The following is a 25,850-nucleotide window of genomic DNA, read 5'->3' on the forward strand; positions in this document are numbered from 1 at the left end:
TGGCGGCACGATTACGCAAAACAGGGCGGGCCCGGTCAGATTTTGCAACTCTCCGCCTGCGGCATTACACTGCCGCTTTTCTGCCATTGATTGAAGGTGCTTATGTCTGAACCTTTCCAGCGTCAGCCACTGCCTCTGCCGGGTGGTCATAACAAAGTTCTGCTGCACTCCTGCTGCGCACCCTGTTCGGGCGAAGTGATGGAAGCGATGCTGGCCTCCGGCATTGATTACACGATCTATTTCTACAACCCGAATATTCATCCGCTGAAAGAGTACGAACTGCGTAAAGAGGAGAACATCCGCTTTGCCGAAAAGTTTGGCGTGCCCTTTGTGGATGCTGACTACGACCGGGATAACTGGTTTGAGCGCGCGCGCGGGCTGGAGTGGTCGCCGGAACGGGGCGAGCGCTGCACCATGTGCTTTGATATGCGCTTCGAGCGTACGGCGCTCTATGCGCATGAGAACGGCTTCCCGGTCATGACCAGTTGCCTGGGGATTTCGCGCTGGAAAGATATGAAGCAGATTAACAGCTGCGGGGTACGCGCCGCGGCGGCCTATCCGGACCTGCTTTACTGGGAGTTTAACTGGCGTAAAGGCGGCGGTTCGGCGCGCATGATTGAAATCAGCAAGCGCGAAAGTTTCTATCAGCAGGAGTATTGCGGCTGTGTCTATTCCCTGCGCGACACCAATCGTCATCGCGTCGCCCAGGGACGTGAGCGTATTCAGATTGGTGTGCAATATTATCAGCCGGATGAGTCCTGATTATCCGGCATCGTGAAACGCCGCGGCCTGCGCATGGCCGTGCGTGGCGGTCATCACCGGCCGCAGCGTAATGCTGCCGTCCGGTCCGCTGTCGTGTTGCCCGTAACTGCACTGCGCACAGGGGTTATCCGCATAGCCCGGCTGTTGCTTTGCCGCGTCGTTCAGCTGACGCTTCCGGCAGGCGCTGGGCGTGCAGCCCATGATCTGCCTGAATGAACGGGTAAAAGATTGCTGACTTTCGAAATGGTATTTCAGCGCCAGCGCGATGATCGGGGCGTGGCTGTTCTTTAAATCATTCACGCTGGCGTTGAGTTTTTTCTTGCGGATATAGCGCGCCAGCGTTTCATTGTGATAACGCGCAAAAAGTTTCTGTAAATACCATTTTGAGTAACCCGCTTTTTCTGCAATATCGTCCACGCTTAAACGCTGATCGAGATTGTGATTAATCCACTCGGTTATAGAAATAATTACGCTTTCGTTATGTTTATTGTCGGTCATAGAGCCTCCCTGTTGCACGTCCGGCAATGATGAATTATTTATCTTAATGTGCTTATTCCTTGCGTAAAAGATTTTTCAGTATTTTAATATTTATTTCGAGAGATGTTCATTTGACCATCCATTTTTAATAAAAAGGATGAGTTGTAATTGATGTGTTGATAATTATGAAGTAATGAAATAAAAATAATTCGCCGCGCCACATTATCAGAAAACACGTTTTCTCATTATCGCTATCGCACGGCGCATCAATAGATTTCTGACGGTGACATGCCAGGCTTAGGGTTCATCTTTCATCAGGAGAACCCCGGATGAGCCCGACATACGCGTTGAAAAAACCGCTTGCCGCTTTGCTCACCTTGCTGGCTTTATCTGCACCGGCCTTTGCCAGTGCCACGCCGGTATATGGCGAACAGCTGGAAGGCTTTACCTATCCCTATCCGCTGCACCACCTTGAGTTTCAGTCCCAGCAGCAGTCGCTGAGCATGGGTTATATGGATGTCAGACCGGCGCAGCAGGCCAACGGCAAAACGGTGGTGCTGATGCATGGCAAAAACTTCTGCGGCGCGACCTGGGAAGAGACGATTCGGGCGCTGAGTCAGCAGGGGTATCGCGTGATCGCGCCCGACCAGATTGGATTCTGCAGTTCCACCAAGCCCGATCGCTACCAGTACAGTTTCCAGCAGCTGGCCGACAATACCCATCAGCTGCTTGCCCGGCTGGGGGTGAAACAGGCGGTGATCATCGGTCACTCTACGGGCGGAATGCTGGCTACCCGCTATGCCCTGATGTATCCGGATCAGACGCAGAAGCTGGTGCTGGTTAACCCGATCGGGCTGGAGGACTGGAAGGCGAAGGGCGCACCGTGGCGCTCCGTCGATCAGTGGTATCAGCGCGAGCTCAGGCTCAGCGCTGCGGGCATCCGGAAATATGAGCAGCAGACTTACTATGCCGGACGCTGGAAACCGGAATACGATCGCTGGGTCGATATGCTGGCGGGCCTCAACGGGGGGCCAGGGCATCAGAAGGTGGCCTGGAACTCCGCCTTACTCTACGACATGATCTTCACGCAGCCCGTGTTCTATGAGCTGGGTGATCTGAAGGTGCCCACGACGCTGATGATCGGCACCGCCGATACCACCGCGATCGGCAGCGACATCGCTTCACCGGCGGTCAGATCGCAGCTGGGAAAATATGCGGTCCTGGGTAAAGCGGCGGCTCAACGCATTCCGGGCGCGCGGTTAATCGAATTTCCTGGCATGGGACACGCGCCACAGATGGAGGCGCCGGTGACATTTAACCAGACGCTGCTCGACGATCTGGCGCGCCCCTGAACCGCCGGGCCCGGCCTTATGCCGTGGCCCGCTTCTGCTTTTTGCTCCGGTACATCTGCTGATCGCTGTCGTGCAGCAACTGCTCCAGGGGTTGCGGATGGGCCGGATCAAACTCCACGACGCCGGAAGAGAATTGCAGCTGATAGCGCCGATTCAGGCTGACCGACTGCTGGCGCAGGTAGCGGGCAAACTGCGCTAACAGGGCTTCGCTCTGCTGCTGGCATCGCCCGTTCAGCAGCACCACAAACTCATCACCGCCCAGACGGGCAAACAGATCGGAGTGCTTAAACACCACTTTCATCGCATCAGCAAAGTCCATCAGCGCGCGGTCGCCTTCGCAGTGGCCCAGGGTGTCATTGATCTGCTTGAACCTGTCGAGATCGAGAAAGGTCAGGCAGGCGGGGCGGTTTTTCATCCGGCACTCATTCAGCACCATCTGTCCCAGCGTCATAAAGCCGCGCCGGTTGGTAATCTGCGTCAGTTCATCGCAGGTGGCGGTCTGAAACGCGACCAGCTCCGCTTCAGCCATTGCCGCCAGGTCACGCATGGTGGCCTGATCCTCTTCGTTAAACTGACGCGGCTCACGACCGATGATGCAGAGCGTCCCCATCTTTGCACCGCCCGGCGCGCGTAGCGGACAGCCCGCATAGAAGCGGATGTGCGGCTCGCCGGTCACCAGCGGATTATCATGAAAGCGGACATCATTGTGCGTATCTTCAACGATCATGATCTCATCCTGCAGGATGGCGTGACCGCAGAAGGAGATGTTGCGTGGCGATCCGGCAGGTTCATAGCCCTGGGCGGATTTAAACCACTGATGGTCAGCTTCCAGCAGACTGACTAACGCGACAGGAACGTCAAACAGGCGGCGCGCCAGGCGGGTCAGACGATCGAAACGCTCTTCCGCTGGGGTGTTCATGATGTTCAGCGCACGCAACTGCGATAAACGTTGTGCCTCGTCGGCAGGAATTCCAGGTGCTTTCATCACAGAGACCTTTTGTTTGAGCTGAAACCAGGTTCTGGTGTTTGCCTTACGGCGGAGAAGAAGAGCGCGGCATAGCGACCACGCTCTTTATGAGGAGGGGATCAGAGCACTTTTTGTTCTGCGAGATCAAGGGCGAAATAGCTGAAAATGAGGTCTGCACCGGCACGTTTGATCGCACCGAGGCTTTCCAGCACCACATTACGCTCATCAATGGCACCGGCCTGGGCCGCAAATTTAATCATCGCGTATTCGCCACTGACCTGATAAGCCGCCAGCGGCAGTTCGGTGCGCTCACGGATATCGCGCAGGATATCCAGATAGGCACCCGCCGGTTTCACCATCAGCGAATCGGCACCCTGTGCCGCGTCGAGCAGGGATTCGCGGATCGCTTCCCGGCGGTTCATCGGGTTCATCTGATAGGTTTTACGGTCGCCTTTCAGCGCGGTGCCAGCGGCTTCGCGGAACGGCCCGTAGAACGACGAGGCGAACTTGGTGGAGTAGGACATGATCGCCGTCTGGGTAAAGCCCGCCGCGTCCAGTGCCCGACGAATCGCTTCCACCTGACCATCCATCGCGGCCGACGGGGCGATGAAATCAGCACCGGCTGCGGCTGCAACCACCGCCTGCCTGCCCAGGTTAGCCAGGGTGGCATCGTTATCGACGCCGTGATCGCACAGCACGCCGCAGTGGCCGTGGCTGGTGTATTCACAGAAACAGGTGTCGGACATCACGATCATTTCCGGCACGGTGTCCTTGCAGATGCGGGACATGCGCGCCACCAGACCGTTTTCATTCCAGGCATCGCTGCCGGTGGCATCGGTATGGTGCGAAATACCAAAGGTCATCACCGAACGGATACCCGCTCTGGCGATGCGCTCGATTTCATACGCAAGGCGTTTTTCCGGAATACGCATCACGCCAGGCATCGCCTGAATCGGTTTGTAATCGTCGACTTCTTCTTCAACAAAGATGGGCAGAGCCAGATCGTTCAGGCTCAGCGAAGACTCCTGGAACATTTCACGCATCGAGGCGCTGGCGCGCAATCTTCTTGGGCGCTGGATAAGGGAATAATCAGACATTTTCATTCTTACACAGGTGAAAAAAGTAACGACAGTTTACTCTCTTTGCCTGCGGGGCATGAAGGTTTGTGTGCGGTAATGTGCGGGGAAAAGCGCTCTCCCGCCGGGCGGCGGGAGAGCAGAACGATTACTCGTTGATATCCGGATGCTGCTGCACTAGGTTTTTACGTTTCGCTTCCAGACGGGCGATTTCTGCGTCGATATCTTCGATTTTGTTCTCGATGTTATCGTGATGCTCCTGCAGAATTTCGCGCGCTTCTTCCATGTCAGAGGCGGCTGGCGTCGCGCCTTTCAGCGGCTTGTTCGCCGTCTCTTTCATGAACAGACCGGTAATCAGACCAATCACGGCTACCACCATCAGATAGTAGGCAGGCATGTAGAGGTTGTTCGTACTTTCGACCAGCCAGGCCGCCAGGGTTGGCGTCAGACCGGCAACCAGTACCGAAATGTTAAACGCACTGGCCAGCGCACTGTAGCGGATGTGCGTCGGGAACATCGCCGGCAGAGAAGAGGCCATTACGCCCGTAAAGGCGTTGAGGATCACCGCCATCAGCAGCAGACCGCCAAAAATCATCCCCAGCACGCCGCTGTTGATCATCATGAAGGCGGGAATCGCGAAGATCATCAGGGCGAGACTGCCGATAATCACAAACGGACGACGGCCAAAACGGTCACTCATCATGCCGATCATCGGCTGAACAAACAGCATACCGATCATGATGGCGATGATGATCATCACGCCGTGATCTTCGCTGTAATGCAGGTTATGAGAGAGGTAGCTCGGCATGTACGTCAGCAACATGTAGTAGGTGACGTTGGTGGCGATAACCAGGCCGATACAGGAGAGCAGGCTGCGCCAGTGTTTGGTCGCGATCTCTTTAAACGACACCTTTGGACCATCCTGCAGGCCTTCGCGGTCGCCCTGTTCCAGCTTATCCACATGCTGCTGGAAGGCCGGGGTCTCTTCCAGCGCATGGCGCAGGTAAAGACCGATAATCCCCAGCGGCAATGCTACGAAGAACGGCAGACGCCAGCCCCACTCAAGGAAGTTGGCTTCGCCGATAACCGAGGAGATCAGCACGACCAGACCCGCGCCCAGCACGAAGCCCGCGATGGAACCAAAGTCGAGCCAGCTTCCCATAAAGCCGCGTTTACGGTCAGGCGAATACTCGGCCACGAAGATCGAGGCACCCGTGTACTCACCGCCTACCGAGAAGCCCTGTGCCATTTTAGCGAGCAGCAGCAGAATCGGTGCCCAGATGCCGATCGAGGCATAGGAGGGTATCAGGCCGATACAGAAGGTACTGACCGACATGATGATAATGGTGATGGAGAGGATTTTCTGACGACCATATTTGTCGCCCAGCATACCGAAGAACAGACCACCCAGCGGTCGGATCAGGAAGGGCACAGAGAAGGTTCCCAGTGCTGCAATCATCTGAACACCCGGTGACGCGTCGGGGAAGAAGACTTTACCCAGCGCATAGGCAACAAAGCCATAAACACCAAAGTCGAACCACTCCATCGCGTTACCCAGAGAGGCCGCGGTGATGGCTTTACGTAAACGGGCATCATCAATGATGGTGACATCATTGATCCCAATTGGTTTTACACGCTTCCTACGCAATTTCATAGAATTACCCTGTAATGGAACACGAAAGTTCTCAACGGCGCGAGCCGGGATGAAGCAGTCAGACCGCTGCGTTGAGAAATTTAAGCATAGCCGTAAATAAGCGCTATTCAGGCGTTCGCTGAGACAATAATTACTGTTGTAATTATTCCGAACAGCGACAGAGTATACCGTTTTTGTGTGATATCTGTCATGTTTGAGCCAGAAGTGGCCATTGAGGGTGCGGATTTACGCTGTATAGCGACGCGAAAAAATTATCACGCTGCGTGACGATTGCCGGTTTTTTCAGCGAATCGGCAGGGAAAAATTAACGACAGACGATGTGCGACGCCGGAAATCGGTTCCCGGCCCCGATCAGGTTAGCAGAAAAAACCGATTCGGCGCCGGAACAGGCGTAAACGCGGGCCAGGAGCAGGCCGCAGCGGCATGAGAGGGGCATCAGGCGCGCACGCCTTCCGCATGCTCCGGATAAGGCTCCAGCGTCACCGGCCGTTCCCCGTGGGCTGCCAGCCAGGCGATGAGCGCCGCGTTATCCATCGGGCGGGCATAGTAGTAACCCTGAATAAAGACGACCCCACGCTGTTGCAGATAGCGGAACTGCAGCGCGCTCTCAACACCTTCACCCAGCACCCCCAGTTCCAGCTGATGACTGAGCTGGATAATCGCATCCAGCACCGGGGTTCTGCCCTCAAGGGATTCAATGGCGTTGATAAAGCCGCGATCGATCTTGAGATAATCCATCGTGAAGGTCTGCAGATAGCTCAGCGAACAGTGGCCGGTGCCAAAGTCGTCGATGGCGACCTTCATTCCTTCGCGCCGTAACCGATCCAGCTTGCGGGCAACCTCCGCGCCATCTTTAATCAGGCTGCGTTCGGTCAGCTCCAGGGTAATCAGGAACTGCTTGCTCTTCACCCGTTCGGCAAACTGCAGCATATCGTCCACAAAGCCGGGATGCTGGAGATGATCGGCCGCCACGTTAATCGCCAGATGAAAGTGGGGCGCAACCTGCCACGTCTGCACATCGTCGGCGACCAGATCGAGCAGATGGCGGGTCAGCGGCACAATCATCCCCTCCGCTTCGGCCGCACCGATAAAAATATCGGGCCGGATGCCCTGACCATCGGGTGTGATCCAGCGCAGCAGCACTTCCGCGCCGCTGCAGCGTTGCCGCTGATTGTCATAAACCGGCTGGTAGTGCGCCCTGAACTGGTCGCTGGCGATGGCCCGCCGGATCTCATCGCGCCACGAAATCCGCCGTTGCAGCCAGTTCGACATCAGTATCATCAGCAGAATAGAGAAAATGGCCGCCATCGGCATGATGATAAACATCACCTGACGCCACGCGGCGATCAGCTCAGAGGGAGAGGCGATGAGCGTAACGGAGAGCGGATAGCGGCCGGAGCGGGTCTGATAAATCAGCGGCTCAAACCAGCGGGATGCCGTGATGTGTGCGCCAGACGCGATCGGCGTGCCGTCGCTGAAGGTCATGCTGAAACGATAGTGGTGTGTGCTGCCGATCGCGCGCATAAAATCGATCAGATACTGCCCGTCGATCACGGCCCAGAATCCTTCACCGTCGGGCAGCTCGCGCATGAAAATCACGGCCGGCCGATCCGGCACGCCGGAGGTCCCGGCAATCGACAGGCTCCACCAGGCTTTGCCGGTGATCGGCCTGTCACGCATGATCATCTCTTTCAGCGGGGTAGGCTCTGAACCGTAGGCTGATGAGCAGGCGATCTCACCCCGCTCGATCTTGCCGACGGCGCGGAAATAGGGATTGAGTGAGCCGATGCGCTGTAACTGGCTTTCAATCTGGCTGCAGGGCTGATACTGAAACTGGCGCAGCGTGGTGATCATATTCCAGGCGCTGTCGCTCATTCGTTCGGCCTGCGAGAGCAGCGTAGTTGCCGCGCTCACCTGCTGCTGGTGGACGGTGTGGCGCGCATCGAGCGCGGTAAAGAAAAGGCCAATAACCAGAGGAAGCAGGCCGGAAATAATAATCACCAGCCTGGCGTAATCACGTTTTCGTTTCAGTAGCGGCACCGCTAAATCCTCTGAGATTTTTTCGTATTGAGCGGAGGGGCTAATACGTGGTGCAGCATAGCATTTCTCCGGGCGGTGCAGATTAGCGTTTTTGCGATTGACAGAACTGACTAAGGTCAATTATCGACCAGACTTTGCATTTATTGACAGGTTGTTTTGGCTTCGTTGGCTTTCAGCGCAGATCCGCTGATAACGGGAGGAGAGGCGGCGCGCCTGGCGGCCGCAGCCGGCAGCAAAACCCTGACCCGCTTGCGGGCCAGGGTTAACCCTGCTGCTCAGTCGGCAAAATAGATCTGCGTCAGTGCCACTTCGACGCCACGCAGCTCAGCCAGCCCTTTCAGACGGCCGATGGCGGAGTAGCCAGGGTTCGTGCGTTTGTGCAGGTCATCCAGCATCTGATGACCATGGTCGGGACGCATCGGGATCGCTCTTAGCTGGCCAGCCCGGCGACGGCGCTGCTCTTCCGCCAGAATCACTTTGATCACGCCGACCATATCGACGTCACCCGCCAGATGAGCCGCTTCATGGAAGCTGGCCGGATTCTCCTCGCGTTTTGTGGCGCGCAGGTGGACGAAGTTAATGCGATCCGCATAGGCTGCCGCCATATCGACCAGCGCGTTGTCGGCCCGGACGCCATAGGAGCCGGTGCAGAAACAGAAGCCGTTGTGCAGGCTGTCCACCGTCTCCTTCAGCCACTGCATATCTTCCTGGGTCGAGATAATGCGCGGCAGACCCAGGATAGGACGCGGTGGATCGTCCGGATGCACCGCCAGCCGGATGCCCGTCTCTTCCGCGACCGGCACGATGGCGCGCAGGAAGGTCGCCATGTGTTCGCGCAGTTTTGCTTTATCGATGCCGTCATACTGCGCCAGCTGGGCCTGGAACTGCTCCAGGGTGTAACCCTCTTCGGCACCCGGCAGACCGGCAATAATGTTGCGAACCAGCGTGGTCTTCTCCTCTTCGCTCATGGCGGCGAAGCGCTGAGCGGCGGCCTGCTGCTCGGCCGCGCTGTAATCCTGCTCTGCGCCGGGCCGTCTGAGCAGGAAAAGCTCAAAGGCGGCGAAGGCGTCGGCGTCGAAGCGCAGCGCTTTTGCGCCATCCGGCAGTGTCCAGGCGAGGTCGGTGCGCGTCCAGTCCAGCACCGGCATAAAGTTGTAGCAGACGGTATCGATGCCGCAGGCGGCCAGATTGCGTATCGACTGCTGATAGTTGGCGATATAGCGCAGGTAGTCGCCGCGCTGCGTTTTGATCGCCTCATGAACCGGGATGCTCTCCACGACCGACCAGACCAGCCCTTTTTCCGCCAGCAGGGCCTGACGCGCTTTAATCTCCTCAACCGGCCAGACTTCACCATTCGGAATATGATGCAGCGCCGTTACGATGCCGGTCGCGCCCGCCTGGCGCGCATCATCCAGTGAAACCGGGTCGTTCGGGCCGTACCATCGCCATGTATGTTCCATCTTCACTCCTTAACTGTGATGTGGCCCAGTGGTCAGGCCGCTGGACCAAGAGTATGATAGCGGACAGAACAGGGCCGTGATCCGGATCGCAGCGTGACAAACTGCATCGGCCGTAAACGGGGGCAGGCGGAGTAAAAGGAGAAGGTAATGACCCTGGCTGTAATAAAAACTGAGCGCCTCTATCGCCAGATTGCCAACGCCATTATGGAGGGGATCGCGCGCGGCGACTTCTTGGCGGGAGGGCTGCTGCCGCCGGAGCGTGAGCTGGCGAAGCAGCTGGGCGTCAGCCGCTCGTCAGTGCGTGAAGCGCTGATTGCGCTGGAGATGACCGGCTGGGTCGATATCCGCACCGGCACCGGCGTCTTTGTTGCACAGCCGCTGCCGCAGAGCGCGATGCCGCAGGAGAGTGAAGCCTGCAGTCTGCAGGATCTTCTGCAGGCGCGCGAAGCCTTTGAGGGGATGCTGGCAGGCCTGGCGGCGCGTCACGGCACAGAGGCTCAACGGGCTGAATTGCTGGCGCTGACCGCAGCGCTGCAGCAGCACAACGAAAACGACGCGGCTTTTCTGGCGCAGGATAAACGCTTTCACCTGCTGATCAGCGAGATGAGCGGCAACGATCTGCTGCGCGACATGCTGGAGCAGTTATGGAACCGGCGCTACAGCCCGCATGTGCAGCGGCTGGAGCGCTATTTTGCCGATAACAGCGTTGCGCGGCAGATGAACGCCGACCATCAGCAGATTGCTCAGGCCATTGTGGCGGGCGATGACGTGGCGGCCCGCCAGGCAATGGAGAGCCATCTGCAGCACGTTCAGCAGCGGCTACTTGGTTAATCCCCGCGCCCGCTTCGGTCTGCCAGTGCCCAGCATGATCGCCAGACGGCTGCCGCCCGGTGTGGTTTCCATCAGGATTTTAGTGATGCTGGTGAGCGGCACCGAGAGCAGCATGCCGACCGGGCCCAGCAGCCAGCCCCAGAACACCAGCGACAGGAACACCACCAGCGTCGACAGGCCAAGGCCGCGTCCCATCAGACGCGGTTCCAGCATGTTACCGAACACCATATGGATCGCGGTAAACAGCGCCGCCACCATCGCCGCATCAAACAGGCTGTTCAGCAGCAGGGCCTGCAGGAAAGGCGGAATCCCGGCGATAATCGGGCCAATGTTGGGAATGAAGTTGAGGATAAACGCCACGACCGCCCACAGCAGCGCAAACTTCACATCCAGCAGATAGAGCGTCAGCCAGACCGAAAGCCCGGTAATCAGGCTTACCAGAGTTTTCAGTGCCAGATAGTGGGTAACCCCTTTCAGCGCCTTATGCAGCCCGGCGATGCGGATTTTCGGGTTCACCAGCGCGTTGCGCATCTTGTAAGGCAGGTGGTGAACTTCAAACAGCATAAAGACCACGGTCAGCACCAGCAGCACGGTATTGGTCATCGCGCCGGAAAAGCCGCTCAGCGCCGCTCTGGCCAGGTTCATCATGGTATTCGGGTCGAAATGCTGCACCAGCGCATTGGTGGAAATATTGAGATGAAAGCCCGCCGCCAGATGCTGCAGCACCGTCATTTTCTGCTCCATGGTGGCGCGCAGCTGCGGATAGAGATCGGAAAACTCGCTCATCGAGCTGGCGATAACCGCGCCCAGCAGGACGATGACGAAGAAGATCACCGTGATCACCAGCCCGATTGCCAGTCCGCGCCGAAAGCCGCGTCGCATCAGCATTGTGACCAGCGGATTGAGGACGATGGCAAAGAAAGCCGCCAGCAGAAGCGGGACCAGAATATCGGACGCAGCCCGGATACCGGCGAGGATGATGACCAGCATCGCCAGTTTAATCAGAATATTTTGCCCGATCTTTTCCCGTTGCAGCTCGCTCATGCCCTCTCCCGTGACGTAAATTGGCTGTTACCAGTTTAGCTGAAAGAAAATTAACAATCTGATTTATCAGAGAAACGGTAAATCGCAGCGGCGGAAAGGCGGGATAATCAGCGCCACCCCATTCCGCTATCGTCACCGCTTTCCGGCCGGTGTACGGCGGCCTGGCTGGGCAGGCGCGGCGGCCGGATCGCCGGCCATTCGGATGCGCCGGTGACGAAAGCAGGTATAGTGAAAGGATAAACCTTATCATTCAGCCAAATACACGCGTGAGGACTCATGCCTGAACAGCCTGCAGCGGAACCGAATACGCCAGCCGGAAACCTGAGCATCTCTCTGCTGATCCTCTCTATCGTGGCCTACAACTTCGCCAGCTATCTCACCATCGGTCTGCCGCTGGCGGTGCTGCCGGGATGGGTCCATGAGCAGCTGGGGTTCAGCGCGTTCTGGGCCGGGCTGGTGATCAGCCTGCAGTATGTGGCGACCCTGCTGAGCCGCCCGCATGCCGGACGCTATGCCGATCTCTGGGGCCCCAAAAAAGTGGTGGTAACGGGCCTGGTGGGCTGCCTGATCAGCGGCCTCTGTATTCTGCTGGCGGCGCTGATCGCCTCGCCGCTGGCAAGCCTGACGCTGCTCTGTCTGGGCAGGCTGATTCTGGGCGTGGGCCAGAGTTTTACCGGCACCGGCACCTCGCTGTGGGGCGTAGCGCGGGTCGGTTCGCTGCACATCGGCCGCGTTATCTCCTGGAACGGCATCGTCACCTACGGCGCGATGGCGATAGGCGCGCCGCTGGGCGTGATGATATTCCGGGCAGGCGGGCTGCTGTGGCTCTCGCTGGTGATTGTGGCTATCTGCGTTGTGGCCATCGCCTGCGCGGTACCGCGTCCGGCGGTGAAAGCGAGCCGGGCCAGACCGCTGCCGTTCCGGGCGGTGCTGGGAAAGGTTGCCGGTTTTGGTGCCATCCTGGCGATGGGGTCGGCCGGATTTGGCGTCATCGCCACCTTTATTACTCTGTTCTATCAGGAGAAGGGCTGGGAAGGGGCGGCCTTTGCCCTCTCTCTGTTCAGCGGCGCCTTCGTCGGCGCGCGCCTGCTGTTCCCGAACGCCATTAACCGTCACGGTGGCCTGCGGGTCGCCAGCCTCTGCCTGGCGGTTGAAGCGGCCGGGCTGTTTCTGGTTGCCGCGGCGGGTGAGCCCTGGATGGCCAAAGCGGGCGCCTTTCTGACCGGGGCCGGATTCTCGCTGGTGTTCCCGGCGCTGGGCGTGGTGGCGGTAAAAGTGATGCCGCCGCAGAATCAGGGCAGTGCACTGGCAACCTACACCGCCTTTATGGATCTCTCGCTGGGCATTACCGGCCCGCTGGCCGGGTTTATCATGACCTACGCCGGCGTTTCCCGCGTCTATCTGCTGACGGCTTTGCTGGTCTGCGTCGCGTTTTTCTGCACACTGCGTCTTCAGCGGCGTCAGGCGCAGTTACCGGCGGCAGATGAGGCGTCGGACTAGCATCGGGCCGGGCACCGCCCGGCACCGCCGGGCTCAGGCCTGCAGCAGTTCAATGCTGTGGCGGATCTGGCGCTCAGTCTCCGCCGGCGTCCAGCCGTTAAGCTGGCTGGAGAAAGGCTCAAAGGCGTAGATCCCTTTATAGCCCAGCGTCTCCAGGCGTCTGACCTGCGCCACGCTATTCAGCACATCCCTGTCACTCAGCATGATCCGCTCCTCATCAGTGAGTTCGGCGGTCGGACGACGATCTTCCACGCCAGACAGATGCACCAGCCCGATCTGTTCTGCATCAATCTCTGTGGCGAACGCCTGTTCTGCCTCCTCATAGAGATGATGATGGAAGGTATCCAGCAGCAGCTTAAAGGGCACGCCCGCCGCCGCGATTAACTGCTGCGTTACCACACCTGAGCGCAGCGAGCTGACGGTAAAACCCAGCGGCTCCACCAGCCCCACAATGCCGTAATGCGCAAAGCGCGGCGCCAGTTGCGCCATCGCCGCCTGGGTCTGCTGAGAGGAGAGAGCAACACCCTCATTCAGCGGACACATCACCAGCGCCTTCGCCCCGATCTCCTGTGCTGTACGGAGCAGCGCCTCCGCGCGGTTCAGCAGATCGTCATCAATACGGTTAAACGGATAGAGCGCATTGATGGTCACGATATCGATCTGGTATCTGTCGGCCAGCGCCCGCAGCTGGCTGGTGCTGAGATCGTCGGTGACGCTGCCGCCCGGCATGTCATTGCGCAGCTCAACTTTGCTCAGTCCCAGCCGCTGAACCAGCTGAAAAAATGCCTCCAGCGAAAGCCGGGGCGCAATTTTGCGATTGATGCAGAAACGGGTGGGATCGATAGCCATGCCATGACTCCGGAAGTGGGGAAGGTAGGGCGATTAAAGAAAACATTTATTTCATTAATAGTGAATTGTGAAATTTAGAATGTTAGATCGGCCTCGCATTAATTCCCCATTGCGTTTCAGCCTGATGCCGGAGAACCGGACAGACTTCGCAGCTATCCCCGCCCTCTGCGTTCCGCAGAGGGCCCGGCCAGGCCGGAGCGGGCGACCTGCGGCCAGCAGAATGCCTTCAGAGTGAGAGCAGCAGAGAAAATGCGATCTGTGCCGCTAAAAGAAAATCTTCCAAAAAGAACTATTTGAAAAATTTATTCCACTGTAATAGCTTCATACCATGCTTTCAGGTTTGCCTGGTCAGGCAGCGTGGCAGGTTGCAGGGGCCGTCTGCAGGGAACTTCACCATTTTAAGAGGCAACATCATGACGATCATAGGTAACTTCATTGGCGGTAAAACCACCCTCAGCGCCAGCAACGAAACCATTCCTGTTTACGATCCCGCCACGGGCAAGGTCATCCGCGAACTGACGCAAAGTACCGCTGATGAGGTGGCTCACGCGATTGGTGTGGCCCACCACGCGTTTGCCGACTGGTCGAAAACCTCGCCGCTGCGTCGCGCCCGCGTTCTGTTCAACTTCAAAGCGCTGATGGAGCAGCACCGCGATGAGCTGGCGGCGCTGATTGTCTCTGAACATGGCAAAGTCTGGTCAGATGCGCTGGGTGAACTGACGCGCGGCATCGAGGTCATTGAATTTGCCTGCGGGATCCCGCACCTGCTGAAAGGGGAGTACTCTCCGAACGTGGGCGGCGGAGTAGACAGCTATTCGCTGATGCAGCCGGTCGGCGTCGTGGCGGGGATTACACCGTTTAACTTCCCGGCGATGGTGCCGCTCTGGATGTTCCCGGTCGCGCTGGCCTGCGGCAACACCTTTGTGCTGAAGCCCCCGGCGCTGGATCCTTCAGCCTCGGTACGCATGGCTGAACTGCTGACCGAAGCGGGCCTGCCCGATGGCGTCTTCAACGTGGTCCACAGCTCGAATGAAGATGCAGAGCAGCTCTATAAAGATCCCCGCATTGCGGCGGTCAGCTTCGTCGGCTCTTCGGGCGTGGCAGAACATATCTATAAAACGGCCAGCGCCCACGGTAAGCGTGTCCAGGCGTTTGGCGCGGCGAAAAACCACGCGATTGTGATGCCGGATGCCGATCTGGATGCCACCGTTAACGCCATCATGGGCGGGGCGTTTGGTTCGGCCGGTGAGCGCTGCATGGCGCTGCCGGTCGTGGTCGCGGTGGGCGATGATACGGCCGACAAACTGATTGCCCGCCTGACACCGCTGGTCAGGGCGCTGCGCATCGGTCCCGGCATGAATCAGGGCGCGGATGAGAATGAGATGGGACCGGTGGTCTCGGCGGCGCACCAGAAAAAAGTGCTGGGTTACATCGACAAAGGCGAGCAGGAAGGGGCGAAGCTGGTGGTCGATGGCCGTCACGTCCAGGTTGAAGGCCACGCCGAAGGTTACTACGTCGGCGGCACGCTGTTCGATAACGTCACCCCGGAAATGGTGATCTGGCGTGAAGAGATCTTCGGACCGGTGCTGAGTATCATGCGCGCGCCGGACTACACCCAGGCGCTGCAACTGGTTAACAGCCATGAGTTTGGCAACGGCAGCGCGATTTTTACCAGCAACGGGCACACCGCGCGTGAATTTGTGCAGAACGTTGAAGCGGGCATGGTGGGCGTCAACGTGCCAGTGCCGGTGCCGATGGCGTTTCACAGCTTCGGCGGCTGGAAACGTTCCGTCTTCGGTGCCCTCAATGTCCACGGGCCGGACGGCGTTCGTTTCTACACCCGCATGAAAACCGCCACCGTGCGCTGGCCATCGGGCCAGCAGACCGTGTCTGAGTTCAGTATGCCGACGTTAGGCTAAGCAATTTCAACGCTGTTCAGGATGCACGACCGGCAGGCTACTCTGCCGGTCGTGCTATTCGCTGGCACCCTGCAGCGAGATCCCGCAGCGTTAATCGTGACAGAGAGGAGGATCGGGATGTCTTTACTGGCGAAAGCGCAGGCCCCTGACGCGCAGGGCCGTATCCAGCATGTCACGCCAGAGCGGGCAGGCTGGCGTTATGTTGGCTTTGATGCCTATCTGCTGAAAAAAGGGCAAACCCTGCATCTGAGCAGCGGGGATAAAGAGCTCTGTCTGGTGCTGGTTGCCGGGCTGGCCTCGGTAAAAACCCGCCATGCTGAATTTCCCGGCATCGGTCAGCGCATGTCGCCCTTTGAGCGCGTGCCACCCTATTCCGTTTACGTGCCACATGATGATGAAGTGGTTGTTTACGCAGACAGCGATCTCGAACTGGCCGTCTGTAACGCACCCGGCCGGGGAAATCTGCCGGCACGACTGATTACCCCGGCGGATGTCGGCGTCGAACATCGCGGAAAAGGGCGCAACCAGCGTCTGGTTCACAATATTCTGCCTGACAGTGAACCAGCAGACAGCCTGCTGGTGGTGGAGGTCTACACCAATGAGGGCGACACCAGCTCTTATCCCAGCCACAAGCACGATCAGGAAGAGAGTGAAAACGAAACCTATCTGGAAGAGACCTACTATCACCGTTTCGATCCGGCGCCAGGTTTTGCCATGCAGCGCGTCTACACCGACGACCGTTCGCTGGATGTCTGCATGGCCCCCTACAATCGCGATGTGGTGATGGTGCCGCGCGGCTATCATCCGGTGGCGACGCTGGCGGGTTACAACAACTACTATCTGAACGTGATGGCAGGGCCAGTGCGGCTGTGGAAATTCAGCTGGGAGAGCGATCACGCCTGGGTAAACAGCGACGCCTATCCGCGTCCCGGCAGCCTGACCTGAATCGGAGATGGCAGAGCGTAAAGTGCCGCAACCGGCTTTTACGCGCAAAAAAAACGGCCTCCAGAGGACTGGCCGCTCTGAGCGTGAGCGGCCATGTTTTTACAGTCGTTCTTTCTCTTGCTGCTCCCTGTCCCGGCGCAGAAGTAACCAGACCCGGACGGTTTTAATCGCTACCCGTCGTGCGGCGGTCGATTGCACCTCATCCACGGCCGACTCTTCAGGCTCGCAAACCTCAAAGTGACGGTTTTTAAAGTGAAATCTTTTGCCGTTCAGGATCAGATTGGCAACGATGGCCACACAGGTCCCGACGGTGATCCCGCTGTGCAGGAACCTTTGTGCCAGCTCCGGCAACTGCCACGCCCTGACGGCGCAGGCGGATGAGCCGGGAAGGGTACAGATCCATCCCGAGGATGCGCGGCTGGCGGGCATTGTGCAGGATGAACTGGTATGGGTCGCCTCACGCAGAGGCAAAGTGATCAGCCGCGCGGAGATCAGCGACCGCGTCAATCAGGGAGCGGTCTATATGACTTACCAATGGTGGATTGGCGCCTGTAACGAACTGACGATTGACAGCCTCGATCCCGTCGCCAAAACACCAGAGTTTAAGTATTGCGCGGTGAGACTGGAGAAAATTGAGGATGCGGCCTGGGCAGAACACTATGTCATGGAGAGCTATCGGCAGATGAAACAGCGGCTGGCTAAGGCGGCGAAACCGCTGAGCTGAGGCTGGTCACTAAAAAGAGAGGGTGGAACAGGCCACCCTGTTTTCTGGGCGTGGCTCAGGCGTCGGCGTTATTCAGCGCCAGCGAAACCGCCAGCGTCTGCGCCAGGCAGAGAGAGGCGACCTGAGAACGGAAGCCATCAACCTGCGCTTCCCGCACCACAAAGCAGACATCGCTAAAGGCGGCCAGCGGGCTGACCTGGCTGTCGGTAATGGCGATCTGATGGGCACCGCGCTTGGCTCCCATCTCCACCACTTCAACCGCTTCTCGCGCATAGGGTGAGTAGCTGATCGCAATCACCACATCCTTCGGATTCACCAGGCTGAGCTGCTCGGTGAACATTCCGCCGAGTCCATCGATCAGGAACGCCCGACGCTCCAGATGACGCAGCGCATAGACCAGATAGGAGGCCACGCTGAAAGAGCGGCGCAGGCCGATGACATAGATATTCTCCGCCTCGTTCAGCAGTTTCACCGCTTTATTGAGCTGCTCCGGATTGACCTGCATCGCCAGCTGCTGCAACGCCTGGCTGTTCACCATGGTAAAGACATTCAGGATTTCCGCCGGGCTCTCCGGTGCACTGGCGCTGTCGTCGGTCGCGGTCTGACGGAACAGACGTGCGCGCTCGGTGTAGTTGACCGTCTCCTCCATCAGGTGCTGACGAAAAACCTGTTTCATTTCGTTGAAGCCGCTGAAGCCAAACGCATTGGCAAACCGGATCAACGTTGAAGGCGGCACATCGGCCTGCTGGGCAATCGAGGCGACGGTATCAAAGGCGATACTGTTACTGTTATCAAGGATGTAGCGCGCAACCTGTTTAAGCCGCTTACTCAGCGTTTCGTAGCGGCGACGAATATCGTCCTGCAACAGAGAAAGTTGGGTGGGATTATTGTTCATCACTTCTGCCCGTGTCCTGAGAATAATGGCTGCATAATGAGCGCTATAGTACCAGATGGATGGAAAATTTCATTTGTTTGCGTCCGCAGCACGGTTTATTTCATGTCTTTATGAAATGGTTCACAGATTAGCCTCAGCCCGGCACGGCAGGGCGCTTTAGGGGCCATGGCCGGGTAAAACCGGTGTGACAGGAGAGCAGAAACGGGCGCATGCAGAGCTAAAGGGCGGCAGGGGCTGAGACCGGGACGGGCAGAACAGGCAGGATCGTCTCGCCGCCCCTGCCGATGCCGTCAGAAAGGCCAGCGCCATCCCCGTCCGGGGTGGCGTCTGGCAGAACAGGAAATCAGGCGCGGGCAGCGCGCCAGTGCGCAATCAGCCGCAGATAGTTGCCCTTCACGGTTTCTATCAGCGCCTCATCATCCAGCTCACCCTGCAGCCACTGGCGCGAAGGCTGACCAAAGATGGTGCGGCCCACCGCGAAGCCTTTTACCCAGGGCGCGTCAGCCGCCGCCGCAAAACCGGCTTTGAGCTTCTCTTCGGGCGCATCCAGGCCTAGCAGCAGGATGCCGCGACAGTAAGGATCCTGCTGCTCTATCAGGCGGCCAATCGTCTGCCAGCATTCGGCCGAAAGCGGCGGCAGTTTCCACCAGTCAGGCTTGATGCCCAGGCTGTAGAAGTGGCTCAGCATTGCCACGTAAAAAGCCTCGCTCTTGTCCGGATGGCTCTCAGGCAGGATCACCTCCAGCAGCAGCTCGTGACCGCTTTTGTTGCAGCCCTTCCAGACATCAAGCAGCAGCTCATCCTGCTCTTTGCGCAGTTCAGCGCTGTCATGAGGATGATAGAAGACCAGACATTTCACAACATGTTCGGCGGGCCAGTCGATCAGCTGCGAGCCGATGTTGCCATGCTCCAGGCGCAGCGGACGGGAGCCGGGCAGTTCGATCGGGCGACCAATCCACCAGTGCTTACCGGTGATCGCATTCAGCGCTTTCTGTCCGTAGGTGGTGTCGGCCAGAATACCGCTTTTATTCTCTAATCCCGCCTCTTCGGCGGCCTGCTGTGCGGCTTTCAGCAGCAGCAGCTTCAGCGGCGGAATGCGGCTTTCTCCGACACCCGCTTCCTGAGCCATCTCCGCCAGCTGCTTGCGGTGGTCAAAGGCGAAAACATTCAGCTCCGGCCACGCCTGTCTGCGGGTGGTGACGCGGTGCAGATGGTTGAGGTGAGGATCGAGATCGGGGCGTTTCACCGCGTCATCGCGGCTCAGAAAATCATCCAGCTCCGCCCTGGTAGGCATGGCGGGGGCGCAGCCGTGGCGTGAAACCACCAGCGCACCGCAGGCGTTGGCGTAACGGCACGCCTGTTCCCAGCCTTCATCGTTCAGCCAGCCGCGCAGCAGGCCAGACATAAAGGCATCGCCCGCCCCCAGCACGTTAAGCACATCTACCCGCACGCCCGTGTGCAGCTGTGTCTGGTCCCAGCTATCCGGAATGTCACCCTCAAACACCACGCAACCCAGCGGACCGCGTTTGCAGACCAGCGTCGCCTGGCTCGCCTGACGCACATTCTTCAGCGCAGTCAGGGTGTCGGTGCTGCCGCCGGCAATATGAAACTCCTCTTCGGTGCCGACGATCAGATCGAAATAGTGCACCACTTCCTGAAGCTGCTGAGTCACCTGAGAGGATTCAATGAAACGGGTTTCGCCATCGCCCGGCGAGGTCAGGCCCCACAGAACCGGACGATAATCGATATCCAGCGCGGTGCGCAGGCCATGGCGGCGGGCGATATCCAGCGCTTTCAGTACCGCTGCCCGCGTCTGAGGATGGGACAGGTGGGTACCGGTCACCGCCACCGCGCGGGAGGAGGTAATAAAGGCCTCGTCGATATCCTCCGGCACCAGGCCCATGTCGGCACAGTTATCGCGGTAGAAAATCAGCGGAAACGTCTCTTCATCTTTGATGCCGAGGATCACCAGGGCGGTCAGACGCCGTGGATCGGTGATCAGCGCATCGGTGTTACAGCCAACGCGCTGCAAGGCTTCACGCAGAAAGCGACCGTTATGCTCATCCCCCACGCGCGCCAGCATCGCCGATTTCAGTCCCTGGATGGCGGTGCCATAGGCGACGTTGCCCGACGATCCTCCCAGATATTTCGCGAATGAGGTGACATCTTCCAGTCTCGCCCCGATCTGCTGGCCATAAAAATCAACGGCGATTCGCCCGATACAAATCACATCAAGCGGCTTCTGTTCTGTACGCATACCTGTGGTTTCCTTCTGTGATTAGCAGAGCTGGCGAGCGAAACGGGCAACGGTAATTCTGCCCGGCTCCCGGGTCTGTGAATGTCTGACTGGCTATAGCGGCAGTATGAGGAATAAAAATTTCATATACAACTCGCAATGAAATATCCATCGCAAATATGTGAACCAGGTAAAACTCCTGATCCTCGTCCGGCAGCGCCGGATCGGCTCTTCCGATACGCGCTATGTCAGGGTTGTGAGGGCGATCGCAGGAATCTTTCCGTCGCCAGGGCACGCTGCATCACTGAAATGAATTTTTTCATCCCGGCTCCGGCGCGGTAAAACGTTCCGGATTTGCCTGCCGCTTTTCCCCGCCAGACCCGCTGCAGCCGCTAAATTTGATCTCACTCGCAAAATGAAATGTTTCTTCTGTAATGATGTTTTATGAAAAATATATTTGTTTATAATCGCCTCACGTTTCAGTTATTCCGGTCGCCTGTTCCGTCGATAACCACGTATGGCGGGGTGTCGTGGAGGTCGGGGTCCACCAGCATGTAAGGATGAATATGGGCACAATCAGACTGACCACGGCACAGGCGCTGGTTAAATTTCTGGATAATCAGTTTATCGATGTGGATGGTGTCGAAACGAAGTTTGTCAAAGGCATCTTCGCCATCTTCGGCCACGGCAACGTGCTGGGGTTGGGCCAGGCGCTGGAGCAGGATAGCGGCGATCTGGTGGTCTGGCAGGGACGCAACGAGCAGGGCATGGCCCACGCCGCCACCGGTTTTGCCCGCCAGTCACTGCGCCGTCAGATTATCGCCTGCAGCTCCTCCGTCGGGCCTGGCGCGGCCAATATGATCACCGCTGCGGCGACCGCGACTGCCAACCGTATTCCGCTGCTGCTGCTGCCCGGCGATGTCTTCGCCACCCGCCAGCCCGATCCGGTGCTGCAACAGATTGAGCAGAGCTACGATCTCAGCATCAGCACCAACGACGCTTTTCGTGCCGTCAGCAAATACTGGGATCGCGTCAGCCGTCCGGAGCAGCTGATGTCCGCCTGTATCAATGCCATGCGTGTCCTGACCGATCCGGCCGAAACCGGCGCGGTAACGCTGTCGCTGCCGCAGGATGTGCAGGGCGAAGCCTGGGACTATCCGGACTATTTCTTCCAGAAACGGGTTCACCGTCTGGATCGCCGCCTGCCGGTAGCGGCACAGCTGGCCGATGCCCTGACGCTGATCACCCGTAAGCGCAAACCGATGATTATCTGCGGTGGCGGAGTGAAGTACGCCGAAGCGGGCGAGGCGCTGCGCCAGTTCGCGGAACGCTATCAGATCCCCTTCGCTGAGACTCAGGCGGGCAAAGGCACGCTGGTGTCAGACCATCCCCTGAATCTGGGCGGCGTGGGCGAGACCGGCTCGCTGGCGGCTAACCTGCTGGCGAAAGAGGCCGATCTGGTGATCGGTATCGGCACCCGCTATACCGACTTTACCACCGCCTCGAAATGGATTTTCCAGCACCCCGAGGTGAGCTTCCTGAACGTTAACGTCAGTAACTTCGACAGCTACAAGCTGGATGGTGTCCAGCTGCTGGCCGACGCCCGCGAGGGGCTGACGGCACTGACGGCCGGCCTGGCTTCACAGCACTACAGCAACGACTGGGGCAGCCAGATTGCGCAGGCACAGCGTCAGCTGCTGGAAGAGACGCAGCGCGTTTATCAGGTCGAATATCACGATGGCGACTTCGTGCCGGAGATCGCCGACCATCTGGACCGCGACGCGGTGTTCGCTGAATTTCGCCGCCTGACGCAATCCCTGCTGACGCAGAGCAGCGTGCTTGGCACCCTGAACGAGCAGTTGCCGAAAGACGCGGTCATCGTGGCGGCCGCGGGCAGCCTGCCGGGCGACCTGCAGCGCGTCTGGCGTACCCGGGATTACAACGCCTATCACGTCGAATATGGCTACTCCTGCATGGGCTACGAGGTCAATGCGGCGCTGGGCGCGAAGCTGGCCCAGCCGCAGCGTGAGGTCTATGCGCTGGTCGGCGACGGCTCCTTTATGATGCTGCACTCTGAGCTGGTGACGTCGGTTCAGGAGGGGGCGAAGATCAACGTGGTGCTGCTGGATAACATGACCAACGGCTGCATCAATAACCTGCAGATGGAACACGGCATGGACAGTTTCAGCACCGAGTTCCGCTTCCGTAATCCGGAGAGCGGCAGGCTGGATGGTGGCTTTATCCCGGTCGATTTTGCCGCGATCGCCGCCGGTTATGGTTGTAAAAACTACCGGGTGACCACGCTGGAGGAACTCAGCGCCGCGCTGGAAGATGCACGTACCCAGACGGTTTCCACCCTTATCGACATCAAAGTGCTGCCAAAAACTATGATCCACAAATATTTCAGCTGGTGGCATGTCGGCGTAGCGCAGGCTTCAAAAACCGGGCGCGCGCAGGCGGTGGCGGACAAGCTCAAGAGCCATCTGGATCAGGCGCGAAAATATTGATTGAAGACCCGATTTCCTCTTCTCCGTACGAACCCTACACAGGTGTAATTATGACTTTGAAACTTGGTGTTATCGGTACAGGTGCAATTGGTCAGGAACATATTCGCCGCTGCAGCCATGTGCTGCAGGGCGCCCAGGTTGTGGCCGTCTCTGACATCAACGTCGACGGCGCCCGTGCCGCACTCCAGCGCCTGAACATCGAGGCGGAGGTGTTTCAGAACGGCCATGATGTGATTCAGTCGCCCAACGTCGATGCGGTGCTGGTGACCTCATGGGACCCGACCCACGAAGAGTTCACCCTGGCGGCGATTGCCGCCGGTAAGCCGGTGTTCTGCGAGAAGCCGCTGGCGATGAGCGCCGAGGGCTGCCGCCGGGTTGTCGATGCGGAGATTCAGGCGGGAAAACGTCTGGTGCAGGTCGGCTTTATGCGTCCTTACGATGCGGGCTACCGTGCGCTGAAAAAGGTGATCACCGACGGTGAGATTGGTGAGCCGCTGATGCTGCACTGCGCGCACCGCAACCCGACCGTGCCGGAGAACTACACCACGCCGATGGCGATCACCAACACCCTGATCCATGAGCTGGACGTGCTGCGCTGGCTGACCAGCGACGACTACAAAACCGTGCAGGTGGTCTTCCCGCGCGTGACGTCAAAGTCACACGGTCAGCTGAAAGATCCGCAGATCGTGCTGTTTGAAACCCAGAAAGGGGTGCGCATCGACGTCGAAATCTTCGTGAACTGCGCGTATGGCTATGACATTCAGTGCGAAGTGGTCGGCGAAGAGGGCATTGCCCGTCTGCCGGAACCCTCGTCGGTACAGCTGCGCAAAGATGCGCGGCTATCAAACACCATCCTGGTGGACTGGAAAGATCGCTTTATTGAGGCCTATGACGTTGAGCTGCAGGCGTTTATCAACGATATCCAGGCTGGCCAGCTGACCGGCCCGTCCGCCTGGGATGGTTTTGCAGCCTCGGTAGCCGCAGATGCCTGTATCAAAGCGCAAAACAGCGGTGCCATTGAGCCGGTAGAGATGCCGCCACGTCCTGCTTTTTACAACTGATTTCGCCCTGAATGCGGCCCGGGAACACGACAATGAACAAAGAGAACGTAAAACTGGCGATCGCGCCGATCGGCTGGACCAACGACGATATGCCGGCGCTTGGCAGTGAAAATACCTTTCAGCAGACGGTCAGCGAAATGGCGCTGGCTGGCTTTACCGGCAGCGAAGTCGGCAGTAAATATCCCCGCGACCCGGCGATTCTGAAACCGATGCTCGACATTCGCGGTATCGAAATCTGTAACGCCTGGTTCAGCACCTTTTTCGCCCGTGGCGACAGAGAGAAAACCCTCAGGGAGTTCGTGGAGCACATGAACTTCCTGCATGCGATGGGAGCACGGGTGATTGGCTGTTCGGAGCAGAGCAAAAGCATTCAGGGCACCGAGCTGGCGGTGTTTGAACAGAAACCCGTTTTCACAGAGGAAGAGTGGCGCTTAACCGCAGAAGGCTACAACGAGCTGGCGCGGATCGCGGCGGAGAAGGGAATGCGCGTCACGCTGCATCATCACATGGGCACCGGTATTCAGACCACCGAAGAGATCGGTCGCTTTATGGCCATGACCGACGAGCAGGTCGGTTTGCTCTACGACACCGGCCATGTCTACTACTCCGAAGGCTCACAGCAGAAGATGCTGGCGGTGCTGGAAACCCATCTGCCGCGCATCTTCCACGTTCACCTCAAGGATGTGCGTGATGAGGTGGTGGCCGACGTCCGCGAGAACCATCTTTCGTTCCTGGAAGGGGTCAAAAAGGGCACCTTTACCGTGCCGGGCGATGGCGTGATCGACTTTACGCCGGTGTTCCGGATTCTGGATGATTACGGTTACAAAGGCTGGATGGTGGTGGAAGCGGAGCAGGATCCGGCGCTGGCGAACCCCTTCGAATATGCGGTTAAAGCCCGCAGATATATTCGCGAGAAGGCAGGGTTATAAACTGACAGGCTGACTTCTCTGCCGGGCAGGGAAGTCAGCCAGCTGATTTACTTCAGGGTAATACTCTTCACAATATTGTCAGCGTCGCTCTGCGCCTGCTGCTGATTATCACCTGGCAGCGTAATCTGCAGTGTCACGAGCTTGCCATCAACTTTCGCCAGAATCACGGACGACCAGGCGGTCTGATTGTTGGCAGAAATCACGGTATCCAGCTGCTGCGCGGGCTGATCTTTCAGCGTCACCGATTTGTTCGATACCACCTGCAGCTGCGGGTCGCGGTTACGCTGCTGCTGCTCCATACGCTGCGACAGCACATCCAGTCCGTCGCTGGTCGGTTCGCCGGCAATCACGATAATGGCGCGTGCGCCGGTTTCATCCGCATAGACGTGCATGTTGGTGGTCTGCGAACCCAGCTTACCGCTTTTATCGGACATGCCAGGTGGCAGTGAGAAGCTCAGTTTGCCATCCATCAGCGTGACGGTCTGCGCTGACTGACTGGCGCTGACGCCGTTGTCATTCGCCGCGTCCTCTTTCTTCTGGTCACAGGCCGCTAAGCCCAGCACCAGTAAACTCATTCCTACATATTTCACCAGCTTGCGCATCAGAATCCCTTTTTCAGTTT

Annotated in this window: 21 protein-coding genes and 1 pseudogene; 10 read left to right on the forward strand and 12 right to left on the reverse strand. The window is 58.4% G+C overall.

Annotation, left to right across the window (positions count from 1 at the left end; all coding sequences use genetic code 11):
• The first annotated feature begins 102 nt into the window (after window positions 1–102).
• A complete protein-coding gene (locus tag J1C59_RS01315) occupies window positions 103–762 on the forward strand; it encodes an epoxyqueuosine reductase QueH (RefSeq protein WP_111139281.1) in 660 nt (219 codons plus the stop codon).
• Here J1C59_RS01315 and J1C59_RS01320 read toward each other — a convergent pair whose 3' ends face one another.
• Window positions 763–1,260 (reverse strand): helix-turn-helix domain-containing protein, encoded by a 498-nt coding sequence (locus J1C59_RS01320; protein WP_128085028.1) that lies wholly within the window; start codon window positions 1,258–1,260, stop codon window positions 763–765.
• Between the two features lie 308 nt (window positions 1,261–1,568).
• Between J1C59_RS01320 and J1C59_RS01325 the strand changes: the two genes are divergently transcribed.
• Window positions 1,569–2,591 carry an alpha/beta fold hydrolase gene (locus tag J1C59_RS01325; protein WP_140917394.1) on the forward strand — a complete coding sequence of 341 codons (1,023 nt, stop codon included), beginning with the start codon at window positions 1,569–1,571 and terminating at the stop codon, window positions 2,589–2,591.
• 16 nt (window positions 2,592–2,607) lie between these two features.
• Here J1C59_RS01325 and J1C59_RS01330 read toward each other — a convergent pair whose 3' ends face one another.
• The 5 genes from J1C59_RS01330 to uxuA form a co-directional block, all read right to left on the reverse strand.
• Window positions 2,608–3,576 (reverse strand): GGDEF domain-containing protein, encoded by a 969-nt coding sequence (locus J1C59_RS01330; protein WP_128085029.1) that lies wholly within the window; start codon window positions 3,574–3,576, stop codon window positions 2,608–2,610.
• A 101-nt stretch (window positions 3,577–3,677) separates the two neighbouring features.
• Entirely contained in the window at window positions 3,678–4,655 is a 978-nt protein-coding gene (hemB, locus tag J1C59_RS01335) for a porphobilinogen synthase (protein WP_128085030.1), read from the reverse strand.
• A 127-nt stretch (window positions 4,656–4,782) separates the two neighbouring features.
• Entirely contained in the window at window positions 4,783–6,288 is a 1,506-nt protein-coding gene (proP, locus tag J1C59_RS01340; protein ID WP_128085031.1) for a glycine betaine/L-proline transporter ProP, read from the reverse strand.
• Window positions 6,289–6,723: 435 nt separating this feature from the next.
• Window positions 6,724–8,328 (reverse strand): EAL domain-containing protein, encoded by a 1,605-nt coding sequence (locus tag J1C59_RS01345; RefSeq protein ID WP_128085032.1) that lies wholly within the window; start codon window positions 8,326–8,328, stop codon window positions 6,724–6,726.
• Window positions 8,329–8,603: 275 nt separating this feature from the next.
• Window positions 8,604–9,788 (reverse strand): mannonate dehydratase, encoded by a 1,185-nt coding sequence (uxuA, locus tag J1C59_RS01350; RefSeq protein ID WP_128085033.1) that lies wholly within the window; start codon window positions 9,786–9,788, stop codon window positions 8,604–8,606.
• Between the two features lie 147 nt (window positions 9,789–9,935).
• Here uxuA and J1C59_RS01355 point away from each other — a divergent pair, with 147 nt between their 5' ends.
• A complete protein-coding gene (locus J1C59_RS01355; protein WP_128085034.1) occupies window positions 9,936–10,619 on the forward strand; it encodes a FadR/GntR family transcriptional regulator in 684 nt (227 codons plus the stop codon).
• On the opposite strand, the gene J1C59_RS01360 is transcribed toward J1C59_RS01355, so the two are convergent.
• Entirely contained in the window at window positions 10,608–11,663 is a 1,056-nt protein-coding gene (locus J1C59_RS01360; RefSeq protein WP_128085035.1) for an AI-2E family transporter, read from the reverse strand. The genes J1C59_RS01355 and J1C59_RS01360 overlap by 12 nt on opposite strands.
• A 276-nt stretch (window positions 11,664–11,939) precedes the next feature.
• Here J1C59_RS01360 and J1C59_RS01365 point away from each other — a divergent pair, with 276 nt between their 5' ends.
• A complete protein-coding gene (locus tag J1C59_RS01365) occupies window positions 11,940–13,163 on the forward strand; it encodes an MFS transporter (protein WP_140917393.1) in 1,224 nt (407 codons plus the stop codon).
• A gap of 33 nt (window positions 13,164–13,196) precedes the next feature.
• Here J1C59_RS01365 and J1C59_RS01370 read toward each other — a convergent pair whose 3' ends face one another.
• Complete coding sequence (locus tag J1C59_RS01370) at window positions 13,197–14,012, reverse strand: TIM barrel protein (protein ID WP_128085036.1); 816 nt, start codon at window positions 14,010–14,012, stop codon at window positions 13,197–13,199.
• Window positions 14,013–14,425: 413 nt separating this feature from the next.
• Between J1C59_RS01370 and J1C59_RS01375 the strand changes: the two genes are divergently transcribed.
• Complete coding sequence (locus J1C59_RS01375; RefSeq protein ID WP_128085037.1) at window positions 14,426–15,931, forward strand: CoA-acylating methylmalonate-semialdehyde dehydrogenase; 1,506 nt, start codon at window positions 14,426–14,428, stop codon at window positions 15,929–15,931.
• A gap of 117 nt (window positions 15,932–16,048) precedes the next feature.
• Complete coding sequence (gene iolB, locus J1C59_RS01380) at window positions 16,049–16,876, forward strand: 5-deoxy-glucuronate isomerase (RefSeq protein WP_128085038.1); 828 nt, start codon at window positions 16,049–16,051, stop codon at window positions 16,874–16,876.
• A gap of 99 nt (window positions 16,877–16,975) precedes the next feature.
• Here iolB and J1C59_RS01385 read toward each other — a convergent pair whose 3' ends face one another.
• Window positions 16,976–17,173 (reverse strand): hypothetical protein, encoded by a 198-nt coding sequence (locus tag J1C59_RS01385; protein ID WP_128085039.1) that lies wholly within the window; start codon window positions 17,171–17,173, stop codon window positions 16,976–16,978.
• A gap of 46 nt (window positions 17,174–17,219) precedes the next feature.
• Here J1C59_RS01385 and J1C59_RS01390 point away from each other — a divergent pair.
• Window positions 17,220–17,600, forward strand: a pseudogene (locus tag J1C59_RS01390) (molybdopterin dinucleotide binding domain-containing protein); the annotation flags it as partial.
• A 55-nt stretch (window positions 17,601–17,655) separates the two neighbouring features.
• On the opposite strand, the gene J1C59_RS01395 reads toward J1C59_RS01390, so the two are convergent.
• On the reverse strand, window positions 17,656–18,495 hold the full coding sequence (locus tag J1C59_RS01395) for a MurR/RpiR family transcriptional regulator (RefSeq protein WP_128085041.1): 840 nt from the start codon (window positions 18,493–18,495) through the stop codon (window positions 17,656–17,658).
• Between the two features lie 343 nt (window positions 18,496–18,838).
• Window positions 18,839–20,752 (reverse strand): bifunctional 5-dehydro-2-deoxygluconokinase/5-dehydro-2-deoxyphosphogluconate aldolase, encoded by a 1,914-nt coding sequence (locus J1C59_RS01400; RefSeq protein ID WP_128085042.1) that lies wholly within the window; start codon window positions 20,750–20,752, stop codon window positions 18,839–18,841.
• A 545-nt stretch (window positions 20,753–21,297) separates the two neighbouring features.
• Here J1C59_RS01400 and iolD point away from each other — a divergent pair.
• The 3 genes from iolD to iolE are packed head-to-tail and all read left to right on the forward strand — an operon-like array spanning window position 21,298 to window position 25,228.
• Window positions 21,298–23,238: a 3D-(3,5/4)-trihydroxycyclohexane-1,2-dione acylhydrolase (decyclizing) gene (gene iolD / locus J1C59_RS01405; protein ID WP_128085043.1), complete on the forward strand. Its 1,941-nt coding sequence runs from the start codon at window positions 21,298–21,300 to the stop codon at window positions 23,236–23,238.
• A gap of 50 nt (window positions 23,239–23,288) precedes the next feature.
• Window positions 23,289–24,299, forward strand: coding sequence for a bifunctional inositol 2-dehydrogenase/D-chiro-inositol 1-dehydrogenase (gene iolG, locus J1C59_RS01410; protein ID WP_140917392.1), 1,011 nt, complete (start codon window positions 23,289–23,291; stop codon window positions 24,297–24,299).
• Window positions 24,300–24,331: 32 nt separating this feature from the next.
• Window positions 24,332–25,228, forward strand: coding sequence for a myo-inosose-2 dehydratase (gene iolE / locus J1C59_RS01415; RefSeq protein WP_128085044.1), 897 nt, complete (start codon window positions 24,332–24,334; stop codon window positions 25,226–25,228).
• A 47-nt stretch (window positions 25,229–25,275) separates the two neighbouring features.
• On the opposite strand, the gene J1C59_RS01420 is transcribed toward iolE, so the two are convergent.
• Window positions 25,276–25,830: a DcrB family lipoprotein gene (locus J1C59_RS01420; protein WP_128085045.1), complete on the reverse strand. Its 555-nt coding sequence runs from the start codon at window positions 25,828–25,830 to the stop codon at window positions 25,276–25,278.
• Window positions 25,831–25,850 lie beyond the last annotated feature (20 nt).

This window comes from Pantoea deleyi (assembly GCF_022647325.1).
In the GTDB taxonomy this organism is placed as follows: Bacteria; Pseudomonadota; Gammaproteobacteria; order Enterobacterales; family Enterobacteriaceae; genus Pantoea; species Pantoea deleyi.

Coding starts and splice junctions, on each gene's coding strand:
- iolB (WP_128085038.1), top strand. CDS start 16,049: ATGTCTTTACTGGCGAAAGCGCAGGCCCCTGACGCGCAGGGCCGTATC.
- J1C59_RS01365 (WP_140917393.1), top strand. CDS start 11,940: ATGCCTGAACAGCCTGCAGCGGAACCGAATACGCCAGCCGGAAACCTG.
- J1C59_RS01375 (WP_128085037.1), top strand. CDS start 14,426: ATGACGATCATAGGTAACTTCATTGGCGGTAAAACCACCCTCAGCGCC.
- J1C59_RS01400 (WP_128085042.1), bottom strand. CDS start 20,752: ATGCGTACAGAACAGAAGCCGCTTGATGTGATTTGTATCGGGCGAATC.
- iolD (WP_128085043.1), top strand. CDS start 21,298: ATGGGCACAATCAGACTGACCACGGCACAGGCGCTGGTTAAATTTCTG.
- J1C59_RS01325 (WP_140917394.1), top strand. CDS start 1,569: ATGAGCCCGACATACGCGTTGAAAAAACCGCTTGCCGCTTTGCTCACC.
- J1C59_RS01370 (WP_128085036.1), bottom strand. CDS start 14,012: ATGGCTATCGATCCCACCCGTTTCTGCATCAATCGCAAAATTGCGCCC.
- J1C59_RS01395 (WP_128085041.1), bottom strand. CDS start 18,495: ATGAACAATAATCCCACCCAACTTTCTCTGTTGCAGGACGATATTCGT.
- J1C59_RS01320 (WP_128085028.1), bottom strand. CDS start 1,260: ATGACCGACAATAAACATAACGAAAGCGTAATTATTTCTATAACCGAG.
- iolE (WP_128085044.1), top strand. CDS start 24,332: ATGAACAAAGAGAACGTAAAACTGGCGATCGCGCCGATCGGCTGGACC.
- J1C59_RS01315 (WP_111139281.1), top strand. CDS start 103: ATGTCTGAACCTTTCCAGCGTCAGCCACTGCCTCTGCCGGGTGGTCAT.
- hemB (WP_128085030.1), bottom strand. CDS start 4,655: ATGTCTGATTATTCCCTTATCCAGCGCCCAAGAAGATTGCGCGCCAGC.
- J1C59_RS01355 (WP_128085034.1), top strand. CDS start 9,936: ATGACCCTGGCTGTAATAAAAACTGAGCGCCTCTATCGCCAGATTGCC.
- J1C59_RS01330 (WP_128085029.1), bottom strand. CDS start 3,576: ATGAAAGCACCTGGAATTCCTGCCGACGAGGCACAACGTTTATCGCAG.
- J1C59_RS01360 (WP_128085035.1), bottom strand. CDS start 11,663: ATGAGCGAGCTGCAACGGGAAAAGATCGGGCAAAATATTCTGATTAAA.
- uxuA (WP_128085033.1), bottom strand. CDS start 9,788: ATGGAACATACATGGCGATGGTACGGCCCGAACGACCCGGTTTCACTG.
- iolG (WP_140917392.1), top strand. CDS start 23,289: ATGACTTTGAAACTTGGTGTTATCGGTACAGGTGCAATTGGTCAGGAA.
- proP (WP_128085031.1), bottom strand. CDS start 6,288: ATGAAATTGCGTAGGAAGCGTGTAAAACCAATTGGGATCAATGATGTC.
- J1C59_RS01420 (WP_128085045.1), bottom strand. CDS start 25,830: ATGCGCAAGCTGGTGAAATATGTAGGAATGAGTTTACTGGTGCTGGGC.